Origin of the sequence: Rhodocytophaga rosea, assembly GCF_010119975.1 — a bacterium.
Classification (GTDB): Bacteria; Bacteroidota; Bacteroidia; order Cytophagales; family 172606-1; genus Rhodocytophaga; species Rhodocytophaga rosea.
On record NZ_CP048222.1, the window covers coordinates 5,237,998 to 5,262,007 of the forward strand.

Here is a 24,010-nt window from a genome sequence, read left to right on the forward strand (position 1 = left end):
CAATCTAAAAATACATTTCCTTAGGACTTTTTCAACCCTTATATCTAAAGAACATGAAAAAGAAATCCTTATCTATGGAAGTAGTGAATCCCGATGCAGCCGGCATTGATGTGGGTAGCCGCTCGCACTATGTGGCCATCGGCCAAAAACCGGGAGATGTCCGTGAGTTTGGTGTCTACAATGAGGATCTGCTAGAGTTACTTAAATGGCTGCAAGAAAACAACATTACCACGGTAGCTATGGAATCAACAGGTACGTATTGGCAAAGTTTGTTTGCTACTTTACAGGCAGCAGGCTTGGAAGTGTATCTGTGCAATGGAAAATTCACTAAAAACATCAAAGGCAGAAAAACCGATGTACAGGATTGCCAGTGGATACAGAAGTTGCACAGCCTTGGATTGCTCACAAGCAGTTTTCTGCCTGACTTGGCAACAGAACAATTACGCACTTATTGTAGACACCGCACTTCACTGCTTGAAACCTCAGCCATGACTACCCTAAAGATGCAAAAGTACCTGCGTCTACTCAACTTAAGGTTAGATGTGGTAGTAAGTGATGTCTGTGGACTGACAGGGTTAGCTATCATCGAAGCTATATGCAAAGGAGAAACCAATCCTACAGTATTAGCTTCCTTGCGTCATGGCAACTGCCGAAAATCAGCAGAAGAAATAGCCAAAGCTTTGCAGAGTAATGGTAGAAAAGATTACCTGTTTGGTTTACAACAAGAGTTTGATCTGTATAAAATCTTGCAGGCCAAGATTGAAGCCTGTGATGTAGCCATAGCAAAACTGCTTACCGAGCAGATCAATCAAGATCAGACAAAGAAAGCATTACAGGCAGAAGCCAAGCCGCACAAAAAGGTAAATAAAAATGCACCCAAACATATGGACCTTAATCAAGTAGCTTACCAGTATTTCGACGGAGTGGATCTGATGGGTATTGAAGGGGTGAGCCATGGGACAGTGATTGCCTTGATGAGTGAAGTAGGTAGTGAAGGGATCAAAAAGTTTGCAACCGCTAAACAATTTGCTTCCTGGCTCAGGCTTACTCCCAACACGAGAATCAGCGGAGGCAAGGTGATAAGTAAGCGCATAGCCAAAGGAAGTAACCGCTTAAAGATTGCTCTCAGGCAAGCAGCAAATGCGGTTGGCAATCTCAAAGACACCCACCTGTCGGATTTTTTCAATCGAATTAGTTATAGAAGGGGCAGAACAGCGGCTGTTTCTGCTACAGCGCGTAAGCTAGCAGTCATCATCTGGAATATGATAGTCAAGCATGTGCCTTATAATCCGCCCAGTCAGTATCTGTTTATGGATCAAAAAAGAAAGATGAAGCTGGTCAAGAAGATCCGAAACAAGATTGCTAAATTAGACCTCAAGCCACAAGATGTAGGCTTTTCCATGAACTAAAATCAGTATCAGGCATGGACGTTAGTCAGAATCAAATAAATACTCATTATTCTATTTTATTATCTTTTTGCTCACTACATATTACTCCATACTTATTTCGCCTGGTTCATCTCTACCAGAGACAATATGCCATTTACAATAAAACTCACGCCAATAGAAAGTACAATAAAACCCATCATACGCGAGAGGGCAGCCATTCCGCCTTTTCCCAGAAACTTAGTAAACCGCTGGGAGGAGCGTAAAATAAGATAGGATGCCAGCGCCATCATAATAATAGCTGCGATGATATAGCCAAAATCCCGGTATCCTTCGGCCTTATTGTACATACCAATCACTACGGCAATAGACCCCGGACCAGAAAGTAAAGGCATAGCTAATGGAGTAAATGAAATATCTTCTTTTACTAAGCCTTCTTCCTGTACCTCTTTCGATAAACGCTTATTGCCTTTATGGGCATCATCGGGATTGAGCAAATTAAGTCCTGACCGCAGGATAAGAATTCCACCGGCAATACGCAGGTCCTCAATGCGGAGGCTAAAAAAATTCAGAATAAATGTACCGGCAAAGAAGAAAACCGCCAGGATACCTATCATATACAAGCAGGCTTTTAGTGCCTGTTCGTTTCGGCTTTTTCTGTCTAAAGACTCTGTAAGTGCCAGGAATACAGGTGTAGCGCCCAAAGGATTGATTACCGGAAATAGGGCAGAAAAGGTGGCTAAAAAAACTTCCATATATGTATTGGCATCTGAAATTTTAGTTCAGAAAAGTCAGGCAAATAAAGAAAGAAACGCTGAAATTACGTATTCGCTCCGATTGTAAATAAATTTTTGCAAAAATTTGAATAAATAAAAAAACGCCCTAATTTTGCATTCCCTTAGACAAAATTCATTAAACAGAATTCTTTTCTAAGAAACAATTGGATTAAAACGGGGCGATACCAGAGTGGCCAAATGGGGCAGACTGTAAATCTGCTGACTTATGTCTTCGGTGGTTCGAATCCATCTCGCCCCACCAAAAGACGATTAAGTGAATGAGGGAGTATTAAATCTCTTATTTCTAAAACTTAATCAATCATTGATAAATATAAGCGGGAGTAGCTCATTTGGTAGAGCGATAGCCTTCCAAGCTATAGGTGGCGGGTTCGAGCCCCGTCTCCCGCTCATTGCTAGCAGTTAGTTATTTGTTATTAGCTTCTAAACAGTAGCTATGACTTATAGCTAACTGCTAAAAGCTTACAAAAGCCGACGTAGCTCAGGGGTAGAGTACTTCCTTGGTAAGGAAGGGGTCGTGGGTTCAATTCCCATCGTTGGCTCTTCTAAAGAAAGCCTTTAATTGAATAATTTAAACTAAATTTCTAAACTTCAACAATTTAACTAAACAGAGGATTTTCAAATATGGCTAAAGAAAATTTTGACCGTTCCAAACCTCACGTGAATATTGGTACTATCGGTCACGTTGACCACGGTAAAACTACTCTGACTGCTGCAATCACTAAAGTATTATCTGAGAAAGGCTTGGCAGAAAAGAGAGATTTCTCTCAGATTGATAATGCACCTGAAGAAAGAGAAAGAGGTATTACGATCAATACTTCTCACGTAGAATATTCTACTGTAAACCGCCACTATGCACACGTTGATTGCCCTGGCCACGCTGACTATGTTAAAAACATGGTTACTGGTGCTGCGCAAATGGATGGTGCTATCCTGGTAGTAGCTGCTACAGATGGTCCAATGCCTCAAACCCGCGAACATATTCTGTTAGCCCGTCAGGTAGGTGTACCTCAACTGGTTGTATTCATGAACAAAGTGGATATGGTAGATGATCCCGAATTATTAGAGCTGGTAGAAATGGAAATCCGTGAACTATTGAGCTTCTATGAATTTGATGGTGATAATATTCCGGTAATCCAGGGTTCTGCCTTGGGCGCATTAAATGGTGAGCCAAAATGGGTAAAAACAGTAGAAGCGTTAATGGAAGCAGTAGATAGCTGGATTCCAATACCAAAACGTTTGACTGATCTGCCTTTCCTGATGCCTGTTGAAGACGTATTCTCAATCACTGGCCGGGGTACTGTTGCCACCGGAAGAATTGAAAGAGGTATTGTTAACTCTGGCGAGCCTGTAGAAATCCTGGGTATGGGTGCTGAAAACCTTAAATCTACTGTTACTGGTGTGGAAATGTTCCGCAAAATCCTTGACAGAGGTGAAGCTGGTGACAACGTAGGATTATTGTTACGTGGTATTGAAAAAGAAAGTATCCGCCGGGGTATGGTTATCTGTAAGCCTAATTCAGTAAAACCTCACTCAGAATTTAAAGCTGAAGTGTACGTGTTATCAAAAGAAGAAGGAGGCCGTCATACGCCATTCTTTAATAAATACCGTCCACAGTTCTATCTGAGAACTACTGACGTAACCGGAGAAATCCAGTTACCAGCTGATATTGAAATGGTAATGCCTGGTGACAACGTAACTATCACTGTGAAGTTGATCAACCCGGTTGCCATGGAAAAAGGTCTGCGTTTCGCTATCCGTGAAGGTGGTAGAACCGTAGGTGCTGGTCAGGTTACTGAAATCTTAAAATAAACAGCTCTTTTACAATGCGTTCCTGAATTTTTTTAAGGAACGCATTTGTGTTATATATTATTTTCATTACCTTTGCAGTCCTTTTTGAGGGACTGCCTTTACGGGTGTAGCTCAATGGTAGAGTAGCGGTCTCCAAAACCGTTGGCTGGGAGTTCGAGTCTCTCCACCCGTGCTCAGCGCAAGATTAATATAATCATGGAAAAATTAACAGCTTTTTTGAAAGATTCTGTAGAAGAAATCAGAACCAAAGTATCCTGGCCTAAATTCAGTGAATTACAGAGCAGTTCTACGTTGGTGTTGGTAGCTTCTCTTATTTTTGCGCTTCTGGTAGGAGTAATCGATTTTGGTTTTCAAAATGCCATGGATTGGTTCTACAGTTCTTTTTAATTAACAAAATAATCATACTTATCTGATGAGTGAGTTAAAGTGGTATGTAATTAGAGCTGTTGCCGGGCAGGAGAAAAAAATAAAGACCTATCTGGAAAACGAAATCACCCGGCAGAGTCTGGCTGATCAAATTCCTCAAATTATTATCCCGTCAGAAAAAGTATACGAGATCAGAAACGGTAAAAAGAGAGTCAGGGATAAAACTACTTTGCCCGGCTATATTATTATCTCCGCTGATCTGACGAATGGTGAAGTATCGCACGTAATTACGAGTATTCCGGGTGTAATTGGTTTTCTGGGTTCTGATACAGGCCAGGGTGCAGCAGCTAAAATACCTGTTCCTTTACGCCAGTCAGAAATAAACCGGATTCTGGGCAAAATTGATGAAGCCCAGGAACAAGGCGAAAAGCTGGAAACTCCATTTATTGTGGGAGAAAGTGTGATGGTAATGGATGGTCCGTTTAAAACTTTCAAAGGTACGGTAGAGGAGATTTTTGAAGAGCGGAAAAAACTGAAAGTAATGGTAAAGATTTTCGGCCGCAATACGCCAGTTGAATTGAGTTACATGGAAGTTCAAAAACAAGAATAATTGCATGATTTATACAGGCTATGCTTAATGCTTGCTTCCCATATCCTGTCGTAGAAAGTGCACAATTAAATAAATCTAAAAGCAATGGCTAAAGAAGTAACCGGATATTTAAAATTACAGGTAAAAGGAGGAGCCGCTAATCCGTCGCCACCTATCGGACCTGCCTTGGGTAGCAAGGGCTTAAATATCATGGAGTTCTGCAAACAATTTAATGCAAGAACCCAGGATAAAGCAGGACAGGTATTGCCCGTACTGATCACCTACTATAATGATAAGTCGTTTGACTTTGTCATCAAAACTCCCCCGGCTCCGGTATTGATTCTGGAAGCGGCTAAGGTAAAAAGTGGTTCAGCAGAGCCAAATCGTAACAAAGTGGGTTCCATTAGCTGGGACCAGGTAAAGCAGATTGCCACTACCAAAATGCCTGACCTGAATGCATTTGAACTTGATTCTGCTATGAAAATGGTAGCAGGAACAGCCAGAAGCATGGGAGTTAATGTAACCGGAAAAGCTCCTTGGGAAAGTTAAAAAAACTGAAAGATGGGAAAGTTAACTAAAAAACAAAAAGAAGCACAATCTAAATTTGATTTAGAAAAAAGCTATTCTCTCAAAGAAGCTGCTGATATTTTAAAACAAATCACATTTACGAAGTTTGATGCTTCTGTAGATATAGATATCCGCCTGGGTGTAGATCCCCGTAAGGCCGACCAGATGGTGAGAGGCGTAGTTGCCTTGCCACATGGTACTGGTAAACAAGTACGTGTATTAGTACTTTGCACACCTGATAAAGAAGCTGATGCTAAAGCTGCCGGTGCTGATTATGTAGGTCTGGATGAATATATTCAGAAAATCGAGCAAGGCTGGACAGATGTAGATGTGATCATCACAATGCCTACTGTAATGGCCAAAGTTGGTAGATTAGGTAGAATTTTAGGCCCAAGAGGTCTGATGCCAAATCCTAAATCTGGTACTGTTACTCTTGATGTAGCCAAAGCAGTGAAAGAAGTAAAAGCGGGTAAAATTGATTTCAAAGTGGACAAATATGGTATTGTTCATGCCAGTATTGGTAAGATTTCTTTCTCTCCGGAGCAAATCCTGGATAATGTACAGGAAGTAATTAATACGGTTGCCAAATTGAAGCCTGCTTCAGCAAAAGGTACCTATTTCAGAACGGTTCATCTGTCTACCACAATGAGTCCGGGTGTAACTATTGATAAAAGCACTGTAACAGGTATATAACTATGACAAGGGAAGAGAAAGCTGTTATTATTGGGGCGTTGACTCAGAAGTTCAACGAAAACCCCTTCTTTTATATTACTGACACTTCTGATCTGACTGTGGCCGAAGTGAATGCCTTGCGCAGATTGTGTTTTGAAAGAGGTGTGGAATATAGGGTAATTAAAAACACATTGATTAAAAAAGCTCTGGAAAGTGTAAAAGGGGATTATACGCCTTTACATGATACAGCGCTAAAAGGATTTTCAGGTGTTTTCTTTTCATCTACAGATGGAAAAACGCCTGCAAAACTGATAAAAGAATTTCGTGGTAAAGTAAAAGGTAATCAAAAACCTATATTAAAGGGTGCTTCCATCGACTCTGATCTCTTTATAGGCAATGATAGTTTAGATACCCTGATCAGCCTTAAATCTAAGACTGAACTTGTAGGTGAAATTATCGGGTTACTTCAGTCTCCTGCTAAAAATGTACTGTCTGCGCTGCAAAGTGGTGGCAATAAGATTGCAGGTATTGTTAAAACTCTATCCGAAAAAGAAGGTTAATTCCCACGGGTATTACCTCAATAGTTAATCAATTATTATTTAAACACAAACAATTCAATACATACTAAAATGGCAGATCTGAAAGCGTTCGCAGAACAGTTGGTAAATTTAACTGTAAAAGAAGTAAATGAGTTAGCAGCAATCCTGAAAAGTGATTATGGCATTGAACCTGCCGCTGCTGCAGTAGCTGTATCATCTGGTGCCGGTGGCGGTGCTGCTGCTGAAGCTAAACCAGCTGAGAAAACAACTTTTGATGTGATCTTGAAACACCCAGGTGGAGCTAAATTAGCTATCGTAAAATTAGTAAAAGACCTGACTGGCTTAGGCTTGAAAGAAGCAAAAGAATTAGTAGACTCTGCGCCTAAAGCTGTAAAAGAAGGTATTGCTAAAGACGAAGCAGAAGGCTTAAAGAAACAATTAGAAGAAGCCGGTGCTGAAGTAGAATTAAAATAAGCGCTGTTACTTTATATATAGCCTTTCATCATGGTATAGGCCTGGCGTTAAAGTCAGGTCTTTTCCTGTTTGTACGCAATATAAAATTCTTTTTATTGTGTAAATTTTTTAGTTGATTTTTTGGTTATCATATAAGCTGGTTACCAAATCAACATAGTTCTAACCTAAACGCTCAATTACTTTGGCAAATACAAAACAATCCGCCCGTGTAAGTTTCGCCTCTATAAAATCTGTAATCGAGTATCCTGATTTTCTTGATATCCAATTGCAGTCTTTTATGGACTTTTTTCAGCTGGAAACCCCTGCTGAAAACCGTTCCCAGGAAGGACTTTTTAAGGTTTTTTCCGAGAACTTTCCTATTTCAGACTCACGGGAAAATTTCAAACTCGAATTTATTGATTACCTGATTGATCCTCCCAAATATTCTGTTGACGAATGTATCGACCGGGGATTAACCTATTCAGTTCCATTAAAAGCAAAATTGAGATTATCCTGCAACGATGCAGATAATGAAGATTTTGAAACGATTGAGCAAGAGGTGTTCTTAGGAAATATTCCCTATATGACCACCCGTGGCTCATTTGTTATCAATGGCGCTGAGCGTGTGATTGTATCTCAGTTGCACCGTTCACCAGGGGTGTTTTTTGCACAAAGCAAGCATACCAATGGTACTAAATTATACTCAGCCAGAATTATTCCATTCAAAGGTTCCTGGATTGAGTTTGCTACAGACGTGAACAACGTAATGTATGCCTATATCGACCGGAAAAAGAAATTTCCGGTAACTACCTTGTTACGTGCCATTGGCTTTGGTTCTGATAAAGATATTCTGGATTTGTTTGGATTATCTGAAGAAGTGCAGGCTAGTAAAGATTCTTTGAAAAAGATCATTGGACGTAAATTGGCTGCAAGGGTACTCAGAACCTGGACAGAAGATTTTGTGGACGAGGATACTGGTGAAGTTGTTTCTATTGACAGAAATGAAGTGTTGCTGGAACGGGATTCCATTATACATGAAGAAGATCTGGAAACTATTCTGGAGTCGGGTACTAAATCTGTTATTCTGCACCGGGAAGATATCAACGTAGCAGATTATACGATTATCTACAACACCTTACAGAAAGATAATTCCAACTCTGAGAAAGAAGCGGTAGAGCAAATCTACCGTCAGTTGAGAAATACGGAAGCTCCTGATGAGCAAACAGCCAGAGATATTATCCAGAATTTGTTCTTCAGCGATAAGCGTTACGATTTAGGTGAAGTTGGCCGCTACCGGATCAATAAGAAATTAGGTCTGGATATTGATACCAATGTACGGGTATTGACGACTGAAGATATTATTTCAATCGTGAAGTATCTGATTGGTCTGATTAACTCTAAAGCTTTAGTAGATGATATTGACCACTTGAGCAATCGCCGGGTTCGTACAGTAGGAGAGCAGTTGTATAGTCAGTTTGGTGTTGGTCTGGCCCGTATGGCCCGTACCATCAAAGAAAGAATGAACGTTCGTGATAATGAAGATTTCAAACCAGTTGACTTGATTAACGCCCGTACACTTTCTTCTGTAATCAACTCTTTCTTCGGTACCAACCAGTTATCCCAGTTTATGGATCAAACCAATCCATTGGCTGAGATTACCCATAAACGCCGTATGTCGGCATTAGGACCAGGTGGTTTGTCGCGCGAAAGAGCAGGTTTTGAGGTACGTGACGTACACTATACCCACTATGGCCGTTTGTGTACAATTGAGACACCTGAAGGACCAAATATTGGTTTGATTTCTTCATTATGCGTACATGCGAAAGTAAACAGCATGGGCTTTATAGAAACACCTTACCGTTTTGTAGATGAAGGAAAAGTAAATCTGGAAAAACCGGTTATATACTTAACTGCTGAAGAAGAAGATACCCATTACATTGCCCAGGCAAATGCTACAATCAATGATAAAGGTGAATTCTTGTATGATAAAATTAAAGCCCGTTTTGAAGGCGACTTCCCTGTATTGGAGCCAGACAAGGTAACTTACATGGACGTAGCTCCTAACCAGATTGTTTCGGTAGCTGCTTCTCTGATTCCATTCCTGGAGCATGATGATGCTAACCGTGCGCTGATGGGTTCAAACATGCAACGCCAGGCTGTTCCACTATTCAGGCCAGAAGCTCCGATTGTAGGAACTGGTTTGGAGAAAAGGGTGGCAATGGATTCCAGAGCGCTGGTAATTGCTGAGGAAAATGGAGTAGTTGATTTTGTGGATTCTACTAAAATTGTATTGCGCTACGATCTCACAGAAGACCAGAAACTGGTAAGCTTCGATCAGGAACTCAAAACATATAACCTGATTAAATTCAGAAGAACCAACCAGGATACCTGTATTAATTTGAAGCCTATTGTTTACAAAGGTGACAAGGTGTTAAAAGGACAGGTTCTTTGCGAAGGATATGCGACCAATAATGGCGAATTAGCTCTAGGGCGTAACCTGAAAGTGGCGTTTATGCCATGGCAGGGATACAACTTTGAGGATGCGATTGTAATCTCTGAAAAAGTAGTTCGGGAAGATATCTTCACTTCTATTCACATTGAAGAATTTGAACTGGAAGTACGCGATACCAAACGCGGTGAAGAAGAACTTACTTCTGAAATTCCAAACGTAAGTGAAGAAGCGGTTAAAAACCTGGATGAGAATGGAATTATCAGGGTAGGTTCTGAAGTAAAAGAAGGAGATATTCTGATTGGTAAAATCACACCAAAAGGAGAAACTGACCCAACGCCTGAAGAGAAACTATTACGTGCGATTTTTGGAGATAAAGCCGGTGATGTGAAAGATGCCTCTATGAAAGCGCCGCCTTCATTGAAAGGGGTAGTAATTGATACCAAACTGTTCTCTCGCCCTAAAAAGGACAAAGACCTTCGTGAAAAATCAAAGAACGAGGTAAAAGTGCTCATGAAGCGCTACAGCAAGGAACTTACTGCTGTACGTACCATTATGATAGATAAACTGGTAGCATTGCTGGATGGCAAAACCAGCCAGGGAGTACGTCATAAATTTGGAGATGAGATTATTACAAAGGGCGTTAAGTTTAGCAGAAAGAACATTACCGATGGTTTATTCCCGGATAAGAACATTTACCGGGATGAAAGCACCTATAATGTGGCTGAAGAAGTGAACCTGATTGCCGACATCATTCTGGATAACTGGACATCCGATGCACATATCAATGATCTGCTCGTGAAAATGGTGAAAAACTATAACAAAGGCAGAAATGAGATCTCAGGTAAATTCAAACGGGAACGGTTTACACTGGAAGTTGGCGATGAGTTACCGGCAGGTATCGTAAAATTAGCAAAGGTATATGTTGCTAAAAAACGTAAACTGAAAGTAGGAGATAAAATGGCAGGCCGTCACGGTAACAAAGGGGTAGTAGCTAAGATAGTGCGTGAAGAAGACATGCCATTCCTGGAAGACGGAACACCAGTGGATATTGTGTTGAATCCGCTTGGCGTACCTTCAAGGATGAACCTCGGTCAGATTTATGAAACTGTATTAGGATGGGCCGGTCTGAAACTGGGCAAGAAATATGCAACCCCGATTTTTGATGGCGCTACTGAAGCAGAAGTTAGCAAAGAACTGAAGACAGCAGGTTTACCAGAGTTCGGACGTACATATCTTTTTGATGGATTAAGTGGAACCCGGTTTGACCAGAAAGTAACAGTAGGGGTAATTTACATGCTGAAATTAGGTCACCTGGTAGATGATAAGATGCACGCCCGTTCTATCGGACCGTACTCACTCATCACGCAACAGCCGCTGGGTGGTAAAGCACAATTCGGTGGTCAGCGTTTTGGTGAAATGGAGGTATGGGCACTGGAAGCATTCGGTGCATCCCACGTATTGCAGGAAATTCTGACTGTTAAATCTGATGACGTAATAGGCAGAGCAAAAGCATACGAAGCCATTGTGAAAGGTGAAAATATGCCGAAACCAAACATTCCTGAATCATTTAATGTTCTGGTTCATGAGTTAAGAGGTCTGGCGCTGGAAATTACGTTAGATTAATTTATATGTGTATATCCGGATGGAACTAATCTTTTCATCCGGATATTATTCATTCTCATACACTTCAGTAAACTGCTTGTCAGTGTAAGCTACAGGTAGTCAGCACATCTAATAATTAGAAAATCAAACTATGGCTTTCAAAAAAATAAAAAACTAAACAATGACTTCTCCAAAGTCACCATTAGCCTGGCTTCTCCACAATCCATCCTGGATGGCTCACATGGAGAAGTAACGCAGCCTGAAACCATCAACTACAGAACCTATAAGCCTGAAATGGGTGGATTGTTCTGTGAGCGTATTTTCGGACCGGTGAAAGATTGGGAATGCCACTGTGGTAAATATAAAAGGATTCGTTACAAAGGTATTATTTGTGACAGATGCGGGGTAGAGGTAACGGAGAAAAAAGTACGTCGTGAGCGTATGGGCCATATCGAACTGGTTGTGCCTGTTGCACATATCTGGTATTTCCGTTCATTGCCTAATAAAATAGGTTATCTATTGGGATTGCCTACTAAAAAACTTGATCAAATCATTTATTACGAACGTTATGTCGTAATTCAGCCTGGCATCAAAGCAGAGGACGATGTAAAGAAACTAGATTTTCTGACTGAAGATGAATATCTGGATATTCTGGACAAACTTCCCCGTGAAAACCAGATGCTTCCAGATGAAGATCCCAATAAATTCATAGCCAAAATGGGTGCCGATGCGCTGGAAATGTTATTAGCCAGAACCAATCTGGATGAACTTTCCTATGAACTGCGCCATTCTGCTGCTAATGATACTTCTCAACAGAGAAAAGCAGAGGCATTAAAACGCCTGAAAGTAGTAGAAGCTTTCCGGGAAGCAAAAACCAGGATTGAAAATAAACCTGAGTGGATGGTTATCCGGATGGTACCTGTAATTCCACCGGAATTGCGTCCATTGGTGCCATTGGATGGTGGCCGTTTTGCTACATCTGACTTAAATGATTTATACAGAAGGGTAATTATCCGGAACAATCGTTTAAAACGTCTGATTGAAATCAAAGCGCCAGAAGTAATCTTACGGAACGAAAAACGTATGTTACAAGAGGCTGTTGATTCGCTGTTCGACAATTCAAGAAAAGTAAATGCGGTTCGTGCCGATGGAAACCGTGCGTTGAAATCTCTTTCAGATATGCTGAAAGGGAAACAAGGTCGTTTCCGTCAGAACCTGCTTGGTAAACGGGTGGATTATTCAGGCCGTTCTGTAATTGTAGTAGGTCCTGAATTGAAACTGCATGAATGTGGATTGCCAAAAGATATGGCAGCTGAATTATTCAAGCCATTTGTAATCAGGAAACTGATAGAAAGAGGCATTGTAAAAACAGTAAAATCTGCCAAGAAGATTGTAGACAGAAAAGATCCGGTAGTTTGGGATATTCTGGAAAACGTATTGAAAGGACACCCTGTATTACTAAACCGTGCTCCAACCCTGCATAGATTAGGTATTCAGGCATTCCAGCCAAAACTGATCGAAGGAAAAGCTATTCAACTTCACCCATTGGTATGTACTGCTTTTAACGCTGACTTCGACGGTGACCAGATGGCGGTTCACGTTCCATTAGGACATGAAGCAATTCTGGAAGCCTCTGTACTGATGCTGGCTTCTCATAATATTCTCAACCCTGCTAATGGTGCACCTATTACAGTGCCATCTCAGGACATGGTGTTGGGTCTGTATTATGTAACCAAAGGCCGTAAGAGTACCCCTGAGTACCCAGTTATAGGCGAAGGAAAAAGATTCTATTCTGCGGAAGAAGTTGTAATTGCTATTAACGAAGGCAAACTTTCCAAGCATGCAAATATTAAAGTTCGTACCAAAGTACGGAACGATAAAAATGAGCTGGTTGATAAATTATTAGATACAGTTGCTGGAAGGGTTATATTCAACCAGTATGTACCTGAAGAAGTAGGATTCATCAATGAATTGTTGACTAAGAAAAAATTGCAGCAGATCATTGCGATGGTGTTCAAGATTTCCGGTATGGCTCGTTGCGCCCAGTTCCTGGATGATATTAAAGAATTAGGATTCCAGTCTGCATATCGGGGTGGGTTATCTATCGGATTAAGTGATGTAATGGTTCCTGAAGCTAAAAATCCGCTGATTGAAAATGCCAAGGGTGAAGTAGATAACGTGTGGAATAACTACCTGATGGGTCTGATTACTGATAATGAACGTTACAATCAGGTAATTGACATCTGGACAAGGGTAAACTCTCAAATCACAGAAACGCTGATGCGTCAACTGGAAAGCGATCAGCAAGGCTTCAACTCTATTTATATGATGATGCACTCCGGAGCCAGAGGTTCCCGTGAGCAAATTCGTCAGCTGGGTGGAATGAGAGGTCTGATGGCTAAGCCGCAGAAAAACCTGCAAGGTTCCGTAGGTGAGATTATCGAAAACCCGATTATTTCTAACTTCAAAGAAGGTCTGGACGTAATTGAGTACTTCATTTCTACGCACGGTGCCCGAAAAGGTCTGGCCGATACTGCTTTGAAAACAGCTGATGCTGGTTACTTAACCAGAAGATTAGTAGACGTAGCTCAAGACGTTATCATTAATGAAGAGGATTGCGGTACATTAAGAGGTTTGATTGTAACTGCCTTGAAAGATAATGAAGATGTGGTAGAGCCACTGTCTGAACGTATTTTAGGTAGGGTATCTGTCCATGATGTGTTTGATCCAATTTCTAATACATTAATTGTAGAGTCTGGTGAGGAGATCACGGAAGATATTGCATATAAGATTGATGAAACCAGCATTGAATCTGTAGAAATACGTTCTGTATTAACCTGCGAAGCTAAACAAGGCGTTTGTGGAAAATGTTATGGCAGAAACCTAGCATCCGGCAGGATGGTACAAAGAGGTGAGGCAGTAGGTGTAATTGCTGCGCAGTCTATTGGCGAACCAGGTACTCAGCTTACTTTAAGAACTTTCCACGTGGGTGGTACAGCCTCTAACATTGCGGTTGAAGCTACCATCAAGGCTAAATTTGATGGAGTGATTCAGATGGAAGACATGCGTACGGTTTCTACCGTGAACAATGAAGGTGAGAAAGTAAATGTGGTAATGGGACGTTCAGGTGAGATAAAAATTCTGCAGGAAGATGCCGTCGGTGATAAAGTGCTTATCAGTAACCACGTTCCATATGGTGCCTTTATTAAGGTTACCGAAGGACAAAAAGTGAAGAAAGGTGATGAGCTTTGCTTCTGGGACCCATATAATGCAGTAATATTATCAGAGTTTGATGGAACAATAGAATTCGATTCAATTGAAGAAGGTATCACGTACCGTGAAGAATCTGATGAACAGACTGGTTATCGTGAAAAGGTAATTATCGAGACAAAAGATAAAGCCAAAAACCCTGCTATAGTGGTTGCGCCAAAGTCTGGAGAATCCAAAGGGTATAATATGCCTGTAGGAGCTCACCTGGCCGTAGAAAAAGGGGCTGCTATCAAAGCCGGTCAGATTCTGGCAAAAATTCCAAGAGCAATTGGCAAAACCCGTGATATCACCGGTGGTCTGCCTAGGGTAACTGAATTGTTTGAAGCCAGAAATCCTTCCAACCCTGCGGTAGTAAGTGAGATTGATGGTGTTGTAACTTACGGTGGTGTAAAACGTGGTAACCGTGAAATCTTCATCGAATCAAAAGATGGCGTGAAAAAGAGATACATGGTTCCATTGTCTAAGCACATTCTGGTACAGGATAATGACTTTGTAAGAGCTGGTTATCCGTTATCTGATGGTGCTATTACGCCTTCCGATATTCTGGCGATTAAAGGACCCACGGCTGTACAGGAATATTTGGTGAACGAAATTCAGGAGGTATACCGTTTGCAAGGGGTGAAGATCAATGACAAACACATTGAAGCGATTGTACGTCAGATGATGCAGAAAGTAGAAATCATAGAAGCTGGTGATACCAACTTCCTGCAAGGACAAGTAGTAGATAAATTCGCTTTCCGCGATGAAAACGATGCTGTCTTAGATAAGAAAGTAGTAATGGATGCCGGTGATTCTGAAACCTTAAAGCCAGGACAAATTGTAACAGCAAGAAGGTTGAGAGATGAAAACTCAAGCCTGAAACGCAGGGATTTGAAACTGGTGCAGGTAAGAGATGCTGAGCCTGCTGTATCACAACCTACTTTACAAGGTATTACACAGGCTTCTTTGGGAACAGAAAGCTTTATTTCTGCCGCTTCCTTCCAGGAAACTACCAAAGTACTCAGCGAAGCCTCAATTCGTGGAAAAACCGATTACCTGCTTGGTTTGAAGGAAAATGTGATTGTAGGTCATTTAATACCAGCCGGAACAGGCTTGAGAGAATATAATGATATCATTGTAGGATCTCAGGAAGAATACGATTCGCTGGTAGCTTCGAAGGAAAAATTCCAGAAGAGAAGAGAACTGCAAGACTAAGCAATAGATAATAGATAGTGAGTAATGAGTAAATCACTTTGCTTGTTACTCACTATCTTTTTTATTACCTGTTCATCATTCGTTATCAACACATTCATGGCAGAAGACAACAAAAAAAAACAAGAGCCGGAAAACCAGATTAATATAGAACTTTCCGAAGAAATGGCTGAAGGAGTATATGCCAACTTAGCCATGATTGCCCATTCCAATAGTGAGTTTGTCATTGATTTTATTCGCCTGATGCCAGGAGTGCCCAAAGCCAAAGTAAAATCCAGGGTAATTATAACACCAGAACATGCCAAACGGCTTTTGGTGGCGTTAAAAGATAATATAAAAAAATACGAAGATAGCTTTGGCCATATCAAACAGACTGACGATAGCTACAATTTTCCAATGAATTTTGGAGGAACAATAGGAGAAGCATAAACAAATTTTAAAAGTATAATTTGGGTGCAGACGGAATCTGAGTTGATCCATATTTAATTTGCTTCTAAATGTTGCTTATACTCATTTGTTTAACAAAAATATTGTAGAATAACTTTTGTATAATTTGAGTAATTCGTCTACATTTGCAACTCTAAAAAAATAAGCATACAATTAATTCAAAAATAATTACATAAATGCCTACTATACAGCAATTAGTAAGAAAAGGTAGAAAAGAATTAACCTCTAAGTCTAAATCTCCGGCTTTGGATTCTTGTCCACAGCGCAGAGGTGTATGTACAAGGGTTTATACCACTACACCAAAAAAGCCAAATTCTGCTATGCGTAAGGTAGCGAGAGTAAGGCTGACCAACCAAAAAGAAGTAAACGCCTACATTCCTGGCGAAGGACATAATTTGCAAGAACACTCTATTGTGTTGATCAGAGGAGGTAGAGTAAAAGATTTGCCAGGTGTTCGTTACCACATTATCCGGGGTGCTATGGATACGGCTGGTGTTAATGGCCGTCTGCAGGGAAGATCCAAATACGGTACAAAACGTCCGAAAGCAGGTGCTGCTCCAGCCGCTAAAGGTGGAAAAGGTGCACCTCCAGCCAAAGGTAAAAAATAATCAAGTTTCTATAGATAGATTCATTGCTTACAGTAAATCTGAAAGCGAATTTTTAATAAAAGACAATGAGAAAGTCAAAACCTAAGAAAAGATTTCTTCTGCCCGATCCTAAGTTTAAGGATACCCTGGTTACAAAATTTGTAAATAACCTGATGTTTGATGGCAAAAAAAGTGTTGCCTATAATATCTTCTATGATGCTTGTGACCTGATACAGAAAAGAACCAGTGAAAATGGCTTGGATGTATGGAAGAAAGCATTAAATAATATTATGCCTGGTGTTGAGGTAAGAAGCCGTCGGGTAGGTGGAGCAACATTCCAGGTACCAAGTGAGGTGCGACCTGAAAGAAAACAAGCTTTAGGAATCAAATGGTTAATTTTATATGCAAGAAAGCGCGGTGAAAAAACTATGACAGAAAAACTGGCTGGCGAAATCATTGCTGCTTCTAAAGGCGAAGGTGCTGCTGTAAAGAAGAAAGATGATACACACAGAATGGCAGAGGCGAACAAAGCATTTTCACATTTTAAATTTTAATCATGGCTCGCGACTTAAAGTATACTAGAAATATTGGTATTGCCGCTCACATTGATGCCGGCAAAACTACTACGACAGAGCGGATATTATATTATTCAGGCGTTAACTACAAGATTGGTGAAGTTCATGAGGGCGCCGCTACCATGGACTGGATGGAACAGGAGCAGGAGAGAGGTATTACGATTACCTCAGCTGCTACTACGGTAAACTGGACTTATAGAGGCGAAAAATATCATATTAATATTATTGATACCCCAGGTCACGTAGATTTTACAGTAGAAGTAAACCGTTCACTGCGTGTACTAGATGGATTGGTGTTTTTGTTTAGTGCAGTTGATGGCGTAGAACCTCAGTCAGAAACAAACTGGCGCCTGGCAAATAATTATAAAGTAGCCCGTATTGGTTTCGTAAATAAAATGGACCGTTCCGGTGCCGACTTTTTGGGTGTTTGCAAGCAGGTGAAAGAAATGCTGGGAAGTAAAGCAGTTGCGCTGCAATTGCCTATCGGTGCAGAAGATAATTTCAGAGGCGTAGTTGATTTGGTAAACTTCCGGGGTATTGAGTGGAATGAGCATGACAAAGGCATGACATTCAGAGAAGTACCAATTCCGGATGATATGCTGGAAGAAGCTACTGAATACCGCGAAAAATTACTGGAAGCCGTAGCAGAGTATGATGAGAGCCTGATGGAAAAATACTTCGATGATCCTAATTCTATCACTGAAGATGAAATCTTAACGGCCTTGCGCAAAGCAACGATTGACATGGCGATTGTGCCTATGTTATGCGGTTCTTCTTTTAAGAATAAAGGAGTACAAACCATGCTGGATTATGTGATGGCTTTGTGTCCTTCGCCTTTAGACAAAGAAAGTATCTATGGTGTGAATCCTGATACTGGTGCAGAAGTGGCTCGTAAACCAAGTGAGAAAGAACCTTTTGCCGCATTAGCTTTTAAAATAGCTACCGACCCTTATGTAGGCCGTTTATGCTTTGTGCGTGCCTATTCAGGAATATTGGAGTCTGGTTCTTATGTGTTTAATACCCGTTCAAATAATAAAGAACGTATTTCCCGTATTTTCCAGATGCATGCCAATAAGCAAAACCAGATTGAAAGACTGGTAGCTGGAGATATTGGTGCAGTAGTTGGTTTTAAAGATATCAAAACGGGCGATACCCTATGTGATCCAAGTGCTAAGATTGTATTTGAATCCATGGTTTTCCCTGAGCCAGTAATTGGTTATGCAATTGAGCCTAAAAAACAGGCAGACGTTGATAAATTAAGTAATGCCATTGCTAAACTATTGGAAGAAGATCCTACTTTACATGTTCAATCTGACCAGGAAACAGGACAGACGGTATTGAAAGGTATGGGTGAATTGCACCTTGAAATTATTATTGACCGCATGAGACGTGAGTTTAATGTAGAAATAAATCAGGGTGCGCCGCAAGTAGCTTATAAGGAAGCTTTAACTAAAGTCTTTTCTCACCGTGAAGTATACAAAAAACAAACGGGTGGTAGAGGTAAGTTTGCTGACATTAGCTTTGAAATGGGCCCTAGAGAAGATGGGAAACCAGGTCTTGAGTTTGTGAATGCGATTGTGGGTGGGGTTATTCCAAGAGAATTTATACCTTCTGTTCAGAAAGGTTTTGAAGAAGCTATGAAGAATGGGATACTGGCAGGATATCCAATAGATTCTATGAAAGTGCGCTTATTCCACGGTTCTTACCATGATGTGGATTCTGATGCATTATCATTTGAACTCGCGGCCAGAATTGGTTTCAAAGAAGCGGCTAAAAACGCAGGTCCGAAGTTAATGGAACCCATCATGAGTGTAGAAGTAGTTACACCTGATGAATATACCGGTCCAATTACGGGTGATTTAAACCGCAGACGTGGTTTAATGAAAGGCATGGATACCAAAGCAGGTTCACAAGTAGTTAAAGCTGATGTTCCTCTGTCTGAATTGTTTGGTTATGTTACAGATTTGCGTACTATTTCTTCTGGCCGTGCGTCTGCTAGCTTAACATTCTCACATTATGAGTTTTTACCAAATAACTTAGCTGAATCTGTAATCACAAAATCCAAAGGTGGTAAATAAGGCATAAAGTCTTTAGTGAGTATACAATACTTTTTCTAAGGACACTTACTAAAGACGAAAGACTTAAAAATATGAATCAGAAAATCAGAATTAAATTAAAATCTTACGATCACAACCTGGTGGATAAATCCTCAGAGAAGATTGTAAAAGCTGTAAAATCCACAGGGGCAGTGGTAAGTGGACCTATTCCCTTGCCAACTGAAAAAGAGAAATTCACAGTATTGAGATCTCCACACGTGAATAAAAAATCCAGAGAGCAGTTCCAGTTGTGTACCTACAAACGTTTGGTAGATATTCATTCAACCAGTGCTAAAACGGTAGATGCATTAATGAAATTAGAACTACCAAGCGGAGTAGATGTGGAAATCAAAGTCTGATTTAATTTTATAAAGGCTTATAAAAAAGACCTGACAAATGTTAGGTCTTTTTGTTTGTTTTTGCCTTAGCCAATAATGATACTAGGATTGTATTTATTGAGGAAACAAGGCTTCTAATGCGAAAACATGAAGAAAATATATAATTAATTTTTTCTCAACTATTTGCAAACTTATTATTAATACATAACTTTGCAGTCCTTTTAAAAAACTATCAACTCACGCACAGCAGATAGGTTCAATTCTTTTCAAAAATATACAAAAATGTCTGGCATAATTGGTAAAAAAATAGGAATGACTAGTGTCTATAGTGCCGATGGTCTAAGTGTACCATGCACAGTAGTAGAGGCTGGTCCTTGTGTAGTAACACAAGTGAAGACTGTGGAAACAGACGGTTATGAGGCAGTTCAATTAGCTTTCGGCGATAAGAAAGAAAAAAATACGCCAAAGCCTATGATTGGGCACTTCAAAAAAGCAGGAACTACTGCTAAACGCAAACTGGCAGAATTTAAAGAATTTACTACCACTTTAAACTTAGGTGATACAGTAACTATTACTGATATTTTCAAAGAAGGCGATTTTTTAGATGCTATAGGAACTTCTAAAGGAAAAGGTTTCCAGGGTGTAGTAAAGCGTCATGGATTCAGTGGAGTAGGTGGACAAACACATGGACAGCACAACAGGGCAAGACACCCCGGTTCAGTGGGAGCTTCTTCTTTCCCATCCAGGGTTTTCCCAGGTACCAGAATGGCAGGCCGTACTGGTGGGAATAGAGTAACGGTTCAAAACCTGAAAGTAGTGAAAATCATTCCGGAGCAAAATCTTATTCTGGTAAGTGGTTCTGTTCCTGGCGCAATTAATTCACTGGTCATCTTACAGAAGTAAAAATATCATGGAAATATCAGTTTTTAATAATACAGGCAAAGACACAGGCAGAACAGTTGTGCTGTCTGATGAAATATATAAAATCCAGCCGAACGACCATGCCATTTATCTGGATGTAAAACAGTATCTGGCAAACCAACGGCAAGGAACGCATAAGTCCAAAGAAAGGGCTGAAATTACCGGCTCTACCAAGAAATTGAAAAAGCAAAAAGGTACCGGAGGTGCAAGAGCTGGTAGCATTAAATCTCCTTTAATGAAAGGTGGTGGTCGTGTATTCGGACCTAAACCCAGAGATTATAGCTTCAAGCTTAATCGTAAATTGAAATCTTTGGCAAGAAAATCGGCACTATCTTATAAAGCTTCTGAAACAGCTATTACCATTCTGGAAGACTTTACTTTAGATGCTCCTAAGACTAAAGATTATTTGCAATTTTTGCAAAGTTTATCAGTAGCCGATAAAAAGACACTGCTTATTCTGCCTGAAGTCAACAAAAATGTGTATTTGTCCAGCCGCAATGTGCAGAGAGCAAAAGTGGTAACTGTAAACCAGTTGAATACTTATGAGTTGTTGCATGCGGATAGAGTAATAATCAGTGAAGGCTCACTGAAAAAAATCGAAGAACTTTTTAACTAAGCGACGAAAGATGAGCATACTGAAAAAACCGCTTGTTACTGAAAAAATAACGGCGTTAAACGAAAAAGGCAAATACGGGTTTATTGTAGATGCGAAAGCGAATAAGATAGAAATAAAAAAGGCGGTGGAAAAGATGTATGGGGTAACGGTAGAAAATGTAAGAACCATCCGTTACCAAGGAAAACTGAAAACTAAATATACTCAGTCTAAAGTAATTTCCGGCAGAACTTCTACTTACAAAAAAGCCATTGTTTCGGTGAAAGAAGGTGAAGTAATTGACTTCTACGGTAATATATAAGATATGTGTTTAACCTGATTATCTATATATGATAATCAATTTATAAATAACTCAAATATGGCAGTTAGAAAGTTAAGGCCAACTACACCAGGACAACGATTCAGAACAGCGCCTGCCTTTACTGAAATCACTACTGATAAACCTGAAAAATCCCTGGTTGTTTCTATCAAGAAATCCGGAGGTAGAAATGATTCAGGCCGTCGCACCATGCGATATATTGGTGGCGGACATAAGCAGAAATACCGGATCATTGATTTTAAAAGAGATAAATTTGATGTTCCTGCCACTGTACAAACTGTTGAATATGATCCAATCCGTACCGCACGTATTGCTTTAGTTCAATATCAGGATGGCGAAAAAAGATATATTATAGCTCCACAAGGAATTGTGGTTGGTCAAACCGTTATCTCAGGTACATCTGTAGCACCAGAAGTAGGAAATGCCCTTCCGTTGTCAGTGATTCCTTTGGGTACTATTGTTCATAACATTGAGTTACAACCAGGACAAGGTGCATCTTTAGCCCGCAGTGCTGGAACGTATGCTCAATTGTTAGCACGTGATGGTAAATATGCTACATTGAAATTACCTTCAGGTGAAATGCGTATGGTGCTTGTTACTTGTATGGCTACTGTAGGGTCTGTTTCAAATGCTGATCATATGAATGTAAGCATTGGTAAAGCTGGTAGAAGCCGCTGGTTAGGGCGCAGGCCACGTACCAGAGGTGTGGCTATGAACCCAGTTGACCATCCAATGGGTGGTGGGGAAGGTAAAGCTTCCGGTGGACATCCCCGTTCAAGAAATGGTTTATTGGCTAAAGGCAAGAAAACCCGCAGTAAAACAAAATATTCTGATAATTTAATCATAAGTAGAAGGAAAAAATAATGGGACGCTCCTTAAAAAAAGGACCTTATATTGATTATAGAGTCGATAAAAAGGTTCAAACCATGAATGATTCAGGGAAAAAATCAGTGATTAAAACCTGGTCTCGTCGGTCTATGATTTCTCCAGAATTTGTAGGCCACACCTTTGCTGTTCATAATGGGAACAAATTTATTCCTGTATATGTGACAGAGAACATGGTTGGACACAAGTTAGGCGAATTTGCTCCTACCCGCAACTTCAGGGGACACGTTGCAAAGAAAGATAAAGGCAAAAAATAATTATACATGGAAGCTATTGCAAAACTGAAAAATGTACCTACTTCTCCTCGTAAGATGAGACTGGTAGCTGATCTAATCCGCGGCCAGAAAGTAGACAGAGCCTTGAGTATTCTGAAATTCGAATCTAAAATTGGTGCTTCTAAAATAGAAAAGCTTTTAGTATCTGCCATTGCTAACTGGAAGCAAAAAAATGAAGATGTCCGGATTGAGGATGCTGAGTTATATGTAAAAACGATTTTTGTAGATGGAGGCCGGATGCTCAAAAGATTGAGGCCAGCTCCGCAAGGAAGAGGACATCGTGTCCGCAAACGTTCTAATCATATTACACTCGTGATAGATACACTTGCATCTAATGGCCAAGCTGAAATTCTAAACACTACTAATCAAGATAATAAGTAATGGGACAGAAAGTTAATCCGACCGGTCTGAGACTGGGAATTATTAAAGGTTGGGATTCTAACTGGTATGGCGGTAAAACCTTTGCTGACAAACTGGTAGAAGATGAGAAGATACGTAAATACGTACTGGCCCGTATTCCTAAAGGAGGTATCTCTAAAGTAATTATAGAAAGAACATTAAAGCGCATTACCTTAACTATCAATACGGCCCGTCCGGGTGTAGTAATTGGGAAGAACGGGATTGAAGTAGAAAAGGTAAAAGAGGAGTTGAAGAAGCTTACCAGCAAAGATGTTCAGATCAATATTTTTGAAATAAAAAGGCCTGAAATCGATTCTAAATTAGTAGGTGAAGCTATTGCCCAGCAATTGGAAGCAAGGATTTCTTACCGGAGAGCTATGAAACAAGCGATTTCTTCTGCTATGCGCGTAGGTGCTCAAGGTATTCGTGTAAAAGTTTCCGGTCGTTTGGGTGGTGCTGAAATGGCCCGTTCTGAGCAGTATAGAGAGGGAAGAATTCCATTACATACCTTAAGGGCAGATATTGATTATGCAATTTCAGAAGCACAAACAGTATACGGCAAGATAGGTATCAAAGTGTGGATATTTAAAGGTGAAGTGTTTGGAAAACGTGATCTGGCACCTAATCAGGCTTTGGCAGCTGCAAATGCAGCACAACCTCAACAGGCAGGTGGAAATGAGCGGGGTGGAAAAAGAAGAGAAGGTGGTCGCGGAGATGGTGATCGTGGAGATCGCCGTGGAAGAGGTGATGGTTCTGACAGAGATAAAAATGAAGGAAGAGGTGGAGGAGACCGGGGTAGGAATCAAGGTCAGGGTAATCAGAAAAAAAGAAGATAATTTCCTCCCAAAAATCAGTTGACACAA

23 protein-coding genes and 4 tRNA genes are annotated in these 24,010 nt (G+C 40.4%); 26 read left to right on the forward strand and 1 reads right to left on the reverse strand.

Annotated elements, in window-relative coordinates; all coding sequences use genetic code 11:
- Positions 1–53 precede the first annotated feature (53 nt).
- Positions 54–1,409 carry an IS110 family RNA-guided transposase gene (locus tag GXP67_RS21655; RefSeq protein WP_162442407.1) on the forward strand — a complete coding sequence of 452 codons (1,356 nt, stop codon included), beginning with the start codon at positions 54–56 and terminating at the stop codon, positions 1,407–1,409.
- A gap of 92 nt (positions 1,410–1,501) precedes the next feature.
- Here the strand turns inward: GXP67_RS21655 and GXP67_RS21660 are convergent, their stop codons facing one another.
- Positions 1,502–2,140 (reverse strand): MarC family NAAT transporter, encoded by a 639-nt coding sequence (locus tag GXP67_RS21660; RefSeq protein WP_162445054.1) that lies wholly within the window; start codon positions 2,138–2,140, stop codon positions 1,502–1,504.
- Positions 2,141–2,337: 197 nt separating this feature from the next.
- Here GXP67_RS21660 and GXP67_RS21665 point away from each other — a divergent pair.
- From GXP67_RS21665 to rpsC, 25 genes are all read left to right on the forward strand, one after another.
- A tRNA-Tyr gene (locus GXP67_RS21665) sits at positions 2,338–2,423 on the forward strand.
- Positions 2,424–2,496: 73 nt separating this feature from the next.
- Positions 2,497–2,569, forward strand: a tRNA-Gly gene (locus tag GXP67_RS21670).
- Between the two features lie 80 nt (positions 2,570–2,649).
- Positions 2,650–2,721 (forward strand) — tRNA-Thr (locus GXP67_RS21675).
- Positions 2,722–2,803: 82 nt separating this feature from the next.
- Positions 2,804–3,991: an elongation factor Tu gene (gene tuf / locus GXP67_RS21680; protein WP_162445055.1), complete on the forward strand. Its 1,188-nt coding sequence runs from the start codon at positions 2,804–2,806 to the stop codon at positions 3,989–3,991.
- A 100-nt stretch (positions 3,992–4,091) separates the two neighbouring features.
- Positions 4,092–4,163, forward strand: a tRNA-Trp gene (locus GXP67_RS21685).
- 23 nt (positions 4,164–4,186) lie between these two features.
- Entirely contained in the window at positions 4,187–4,378 is a 192-nt protein-coding gene (gene secE / locus GXP67_RS21690; RefSeq protein ID WP_162445056.1) for a preprotein translocase subunit SecE, read from the forward strand.
- A 25-nt stretch (positions 4,379–4,403) separates the two neighbouring features.
- Entirely contained in the window at positions 4,404–4,967 is a 564-nt protein-coding gene (gene nusG, locus GXP67_RS21695) for a transcription termination/antitermination protein NusG (RefSeq protein ID WP_162445057.1), read from the forward strand.
- Between the two features lie 84 nt (positions 4,968–5,051).
- Positions 5,052–5,495, forward strand: coding sequence for a 50S ribosomal protein L11 (rplK, locus tag GXP67_RS21700; protein WP_162445058.1), 444 nt, complete (start codon positions 5,052–5,054; stop codon positions 5,493–5,495).
- A 12-nt stretch (positions 5,496–5,507) separates the two neighbouring features.
- The gene (gene rplA, locus GXP67_RS21705) at positions 5,508–6,206 is read left to right on the forward strand and encodes a 50S ribosomal protein L1 (RefSeq protein ID WP_162445059.1); all 699 of its coding nucleotides are present in this window, start codon (positions 5,508–5,510) and stop codon (positions 6,204–6,206) included.
- 2 nt (positions 6,207–6,208) lie between these two features.
- The gene (gene rplJ, locus GXP67_RS21710; RefSeq protein ID WP_162445060.1) at positions 6,209–6,745 is read left to right on the forward strand and encodes a 50S ribosomal protein L10; all 537 of its coding nucleotides are present in this window, start codon (positions 6,209–6,211) and stop codon (positions 6,743–6,745) included.
- 69 nt (positions 6,746–6,814) lie between these two features.
- The gene (rplL, locus tag GXP67_RS21715) at positions 6,815–7,198 is read left to right on the forward strand and encodes a 50S ribosomal protein L7/L12 (RefSeq protein ID WP_162445061.1); all 384 of its coding nucleotides are present in this window, start codon (positions 6,815–6,817) and stop codon (positions 7,196–7,198) included.
- 181 nt (positions 7,199–7,379) lie between these two features.
- Complete coding sequence (gene rpoB, locus GXP67_RS21720; RefSeq protein ID WP_162445062.1) at positions 7,380–11,252, forward strand: DNA-directed RNA polymerase subunit beta; 3,873 nt, start codon at positions 7,380–7,382, stop codon at positions 11,250–11,252.
- A gap of 114 nt (positions 11,253–11,366) precedes the next feature.
- A complete protein-coding gene (gene rpoC, locus GXP67_RS21725) occupies positions 11,367–15,695 on the forward strand; it encodes a DNA-directed RNA polymerase subunit beta' (protein WP_162448016.1) in 4,329 nt (1,442 codons plus the stop codon).
- 96 nt (positions 15,696–15,791) lie between these two features.
- A complete protein-coding gene (locus GXP67_RS21730) occupies positions 15,792–16,121 on the forward strand; it encodes a DUF3467 domain-containing protein (protein WP_162445063.1) in 330 nt (109 codons plus the stop codon).
- Between the two features lie 194 nt (positions 16,122–16,315).
- Positions 16,316–16,747, forward strand: a complete 432-nt coding sequence (gene rpsL / locus GXP67_RS21735; protein ID WP_162445064.1) for a 30S ribosomal protein S12 — start codon at positions 16,316–16,318, stop codon at positions 16,745–16,747.
- Positions 16,748–16,812: 65 nt separating this feature from the next.
- Positions 16,813–17,280 (forward strand): 30S ribosomal protein S7, encoded by a 468-nt coding sequence (gene rpsG, locus GXP67_RS21740; RefSeq protein WP_162445065.1) that lies wholly within the window; start codon positions 16,813–16,815, stop codon positions 17,278–17,280.
- A gap of 2 nt (positions 17,281–17,282) precedes the next feature.
- The gene (fusA, locus tag GXP67_RS21745) at positions 17,283–19,379 is read left to right on the forward strand and encodes an elongation factor G (RefSeq protein ID WP_162445066.1); all 2,097 of its coding nucleotides are present in this window, start codon (positions 17,283–17,285) and stop codon (positions 19,377–19,379) included.
- Between the two features lie 71 nt (positions 19,380–19,450).
- Positions 19,451–19,756: a 30S ribosomal protein S10 gene (gene rpsJ / locus GXP67_RS21750; RefSeq protein WP_162445067.1), complete on the forward strand. Its 306-nt coding sequence runs from the start codon at positions 19,451–19,453 to the stop codon at positions 19,754–19,756.
- A gap of 261 nt (positions 19,757–20,017) precedes the next feature.
- Positions 20,018–20,638 (forward strand): 50S ribosomal protein L3, encoded by a 621-nt coding sequence (gene rplC, locus GXP67_RS21755; RefSeq protein ID WP_162445068.1) that lies wholly within the window; start codon positions 20,018–20,020, stop codon positions 20,636–20,638.
- Positions 20,639–20,645: 7 nt separating this feature from the next.
- Positions 20,646–21,272, forward strand: coding sequence for a 50S ribosomal protein L4 (gene rplD / locus GXP67_RS21760; protein WP_162445069.1), 627 nt, complete (start codon positions 20,646–20,648; stop codon positions 21,270–21,272).
- 10 nt (positions 21,273–21,282) lie between these two features.
- Positions 21,283–21,570: a 50S ribosomal protein L23 gene (rplW, locus tag GXP67_RS21765; protein ID WP_162445070.1), complete on the forward strand. Its 288-nt coding sequence runs from the start codon at positions 21,283–21,285 to the stop codon at positions 21,568–21,570.
- A gap of 57 nt (positions 21,571–21,627) precedes the next feature.
- Entirely contained in the window at positions 21,628–22,452 is an 825-nt protein-coding gene (rplB, locus tag GXP67_RS21770; RefSeq protein WP_162445071.1) for a 50S ribosomal protein L2, read from the forward strand.
- Entirely contained in the window at positions 22,452–22,730 is a 279-nt protein-coding gene (gene rpsS / locus GXP67_RS21775) for a 30S ribosomal protein S19 (protein ID WP_162445072.1), read from the forward strand. Before rplB ends, rpsS begins: the two co-directional genes overlap by 1 nt.
- A gap of 6 nt (positions 22,731–22,736) precedes the next feature.
- The gene (rplV, locus tag GXP67_RS21780) at positions 22,737–23,129 is read left to right on the forward strand and encodes a 50S ribosomal protein L22 (RefSeq protein WP_162445073.1); all 393 of its coding nucleotides are present in this window, start codon (positions 22,737–22,739) and stop codon (positions 23,127–23,129) included.
- Entirely contained in the window at positions 23,129–23,983 is an 855-nt protein-coding gene (gene rpsC / locus GXP67_RS21785) for a 30S ribosomal protein S3 (RefSeq protein WP_162445074.1), read from the forward strand. Before rplV ends, rpsC begins: the two co-directional genes overlap by 1 nt.
- The last annotated feature ends 27 nt before the right edge of the window (positions 23,984–24,010 follow it).

Excerpts from the sequence above, each read along its gene's own strand:
- tuf (WP_162445055.1), top strand. The coding sequence starts at position 2,804 with ATGGCTAAAGAAAATTTTGACCGTTCCAAACCTCACGTGAATATTGGT.
- rpsS (WP_162445072.1), top strand. The coding sequence starts at position 22,452 with ATGGGACGCTCCTTAAAAAAAGGACCTTATATTGATTATAGAGTCGAT.
- fusA (WP_162445066.1), top strand. The coding sequence starts at position 17,283 with ATGGCTCGCGACTTAAAGTATACTAGAAATATTGGTATTGCCGCTCAC.
- GXP67_RS21660 (WP_162445054.1), bottom strand. The coding sequence starts at position 2,140 with ATGGAAGTTTTTTTAGCCACCTTTTCTGCCCTATTTCCGGTAATCAAT.
- GXP67_RS21730 (WP_162445063.1), top strand. The coding sequence starts at position 15,792 with ATGGCAGAAGACAACAAAAAAAAACAAGAGCCGGAAAACCAGATTAAT.
- nusG (WP_162445057.1), top strand. The coding sequence starts at position 4,404 with ATGAGTGAGTTAAAGTGGTATGTAATTAGAGCTGTTGCCGGGCAGGAG.
- rplC (WP_162445068.1), top strand. The coding sequence starts at position 20,018 with ATGTCTGGCATAATTGGTAAAAAAATAGGAATGACTAGTGTCTATAGT.
- rplV (WP_162445073.1), top strand. The coding sequence starts at position 22,737 with ATGGAAGCTATTGCAAAACTGAAAAATGTACCTACTTCTCCTCGTAAG.
- rplJ (WP_162445060.1), top strand. The coding sequence starts at position 6,209 with ATGACAAGGGAAGAGAAAGCTGTTATTATTGGGGCGTTGACTCAGAAG.
- GXP67_RS21655 (WP_162442407.1), top strand. The coding sequence starts at position 54 with ATGAAAAAGAAATCCTTATCTATGGAAGTAGTGAATCCCGATGCAGCC.
- rplA (WP_162445059.1), top strand. The coding sequence starts at position 5,508 with ATGGGAAAGTTAACTAAAAAACAAAAAGAAGCACAATCTAAATTTGAT.
- rplD (WP_162445069.1), top strand. The coding sequence starts at position 20,646 with ATGGAAATATCAGTTTTTAATAATACAGGCAAAGACACAGGCAGAACA.
- rplL (WP_162445061.1), top strand. The coding sequence starts at position 6,815 with ATGGCAGATCTGAAAGCGTTCGCAGAACAGTTGGTAAATTTAACTGTA.
- secE (WP_162445056.1), top strand. The coding sequence starts at position 4,187 with ATGGAAAAATTAACAGCTTTTTTGAAAGATTCTGTAGAAGAAATCAGA.
- rplB (WP_162445071.1), top strand. The coding sequence starts at position 21,628 with ATGGCAGTTAGAAAGTTAAGGCCAACTACACCAGGACAACGATTCAGA.
- rpsG (WP_162445065.1), top strand. The coding sequence starts at position 16,813 with ATGAGAAAGTCAAAACCTAAGAAAAGATTTCTTCTGCCCGATCCTAAG.
- rplK (WP_162445058.1), top strand. The coding sequence starts at position 5,052 with ATGGCTAAAGAAGTAACCGGATATTTAAAATTACAGGTAAAAGGAGGA.
- rplW (WP_162445070.1), top strand. The coding sequence starts at position 21,283 with ATGAGCATACTGAAAAAACCGCTTGTTACTGAAAAAATAACGGCGTTA.
- rpsC (WP_162445074.1), top strand. The coding sequence starts at position 23,129 with ATGGGACAGAAAGTTAATCCGACCGGTCTGAGACTGGGAATTATTAAA.
- rpsJ (WP_162445067.1), top strand. The coding sequence starts at position 19,451 with ATGAATCAGAAAATCAGAATTAAATTAAAATCTTACGATCACAACCTG.
- rpsL (WP_162445064.1), top strand. The coding sequence starts at position 16,316 with ATGCCTACTATACAGCAATTAGTAAGAAAAGGTAGAAAAGAATTAACC.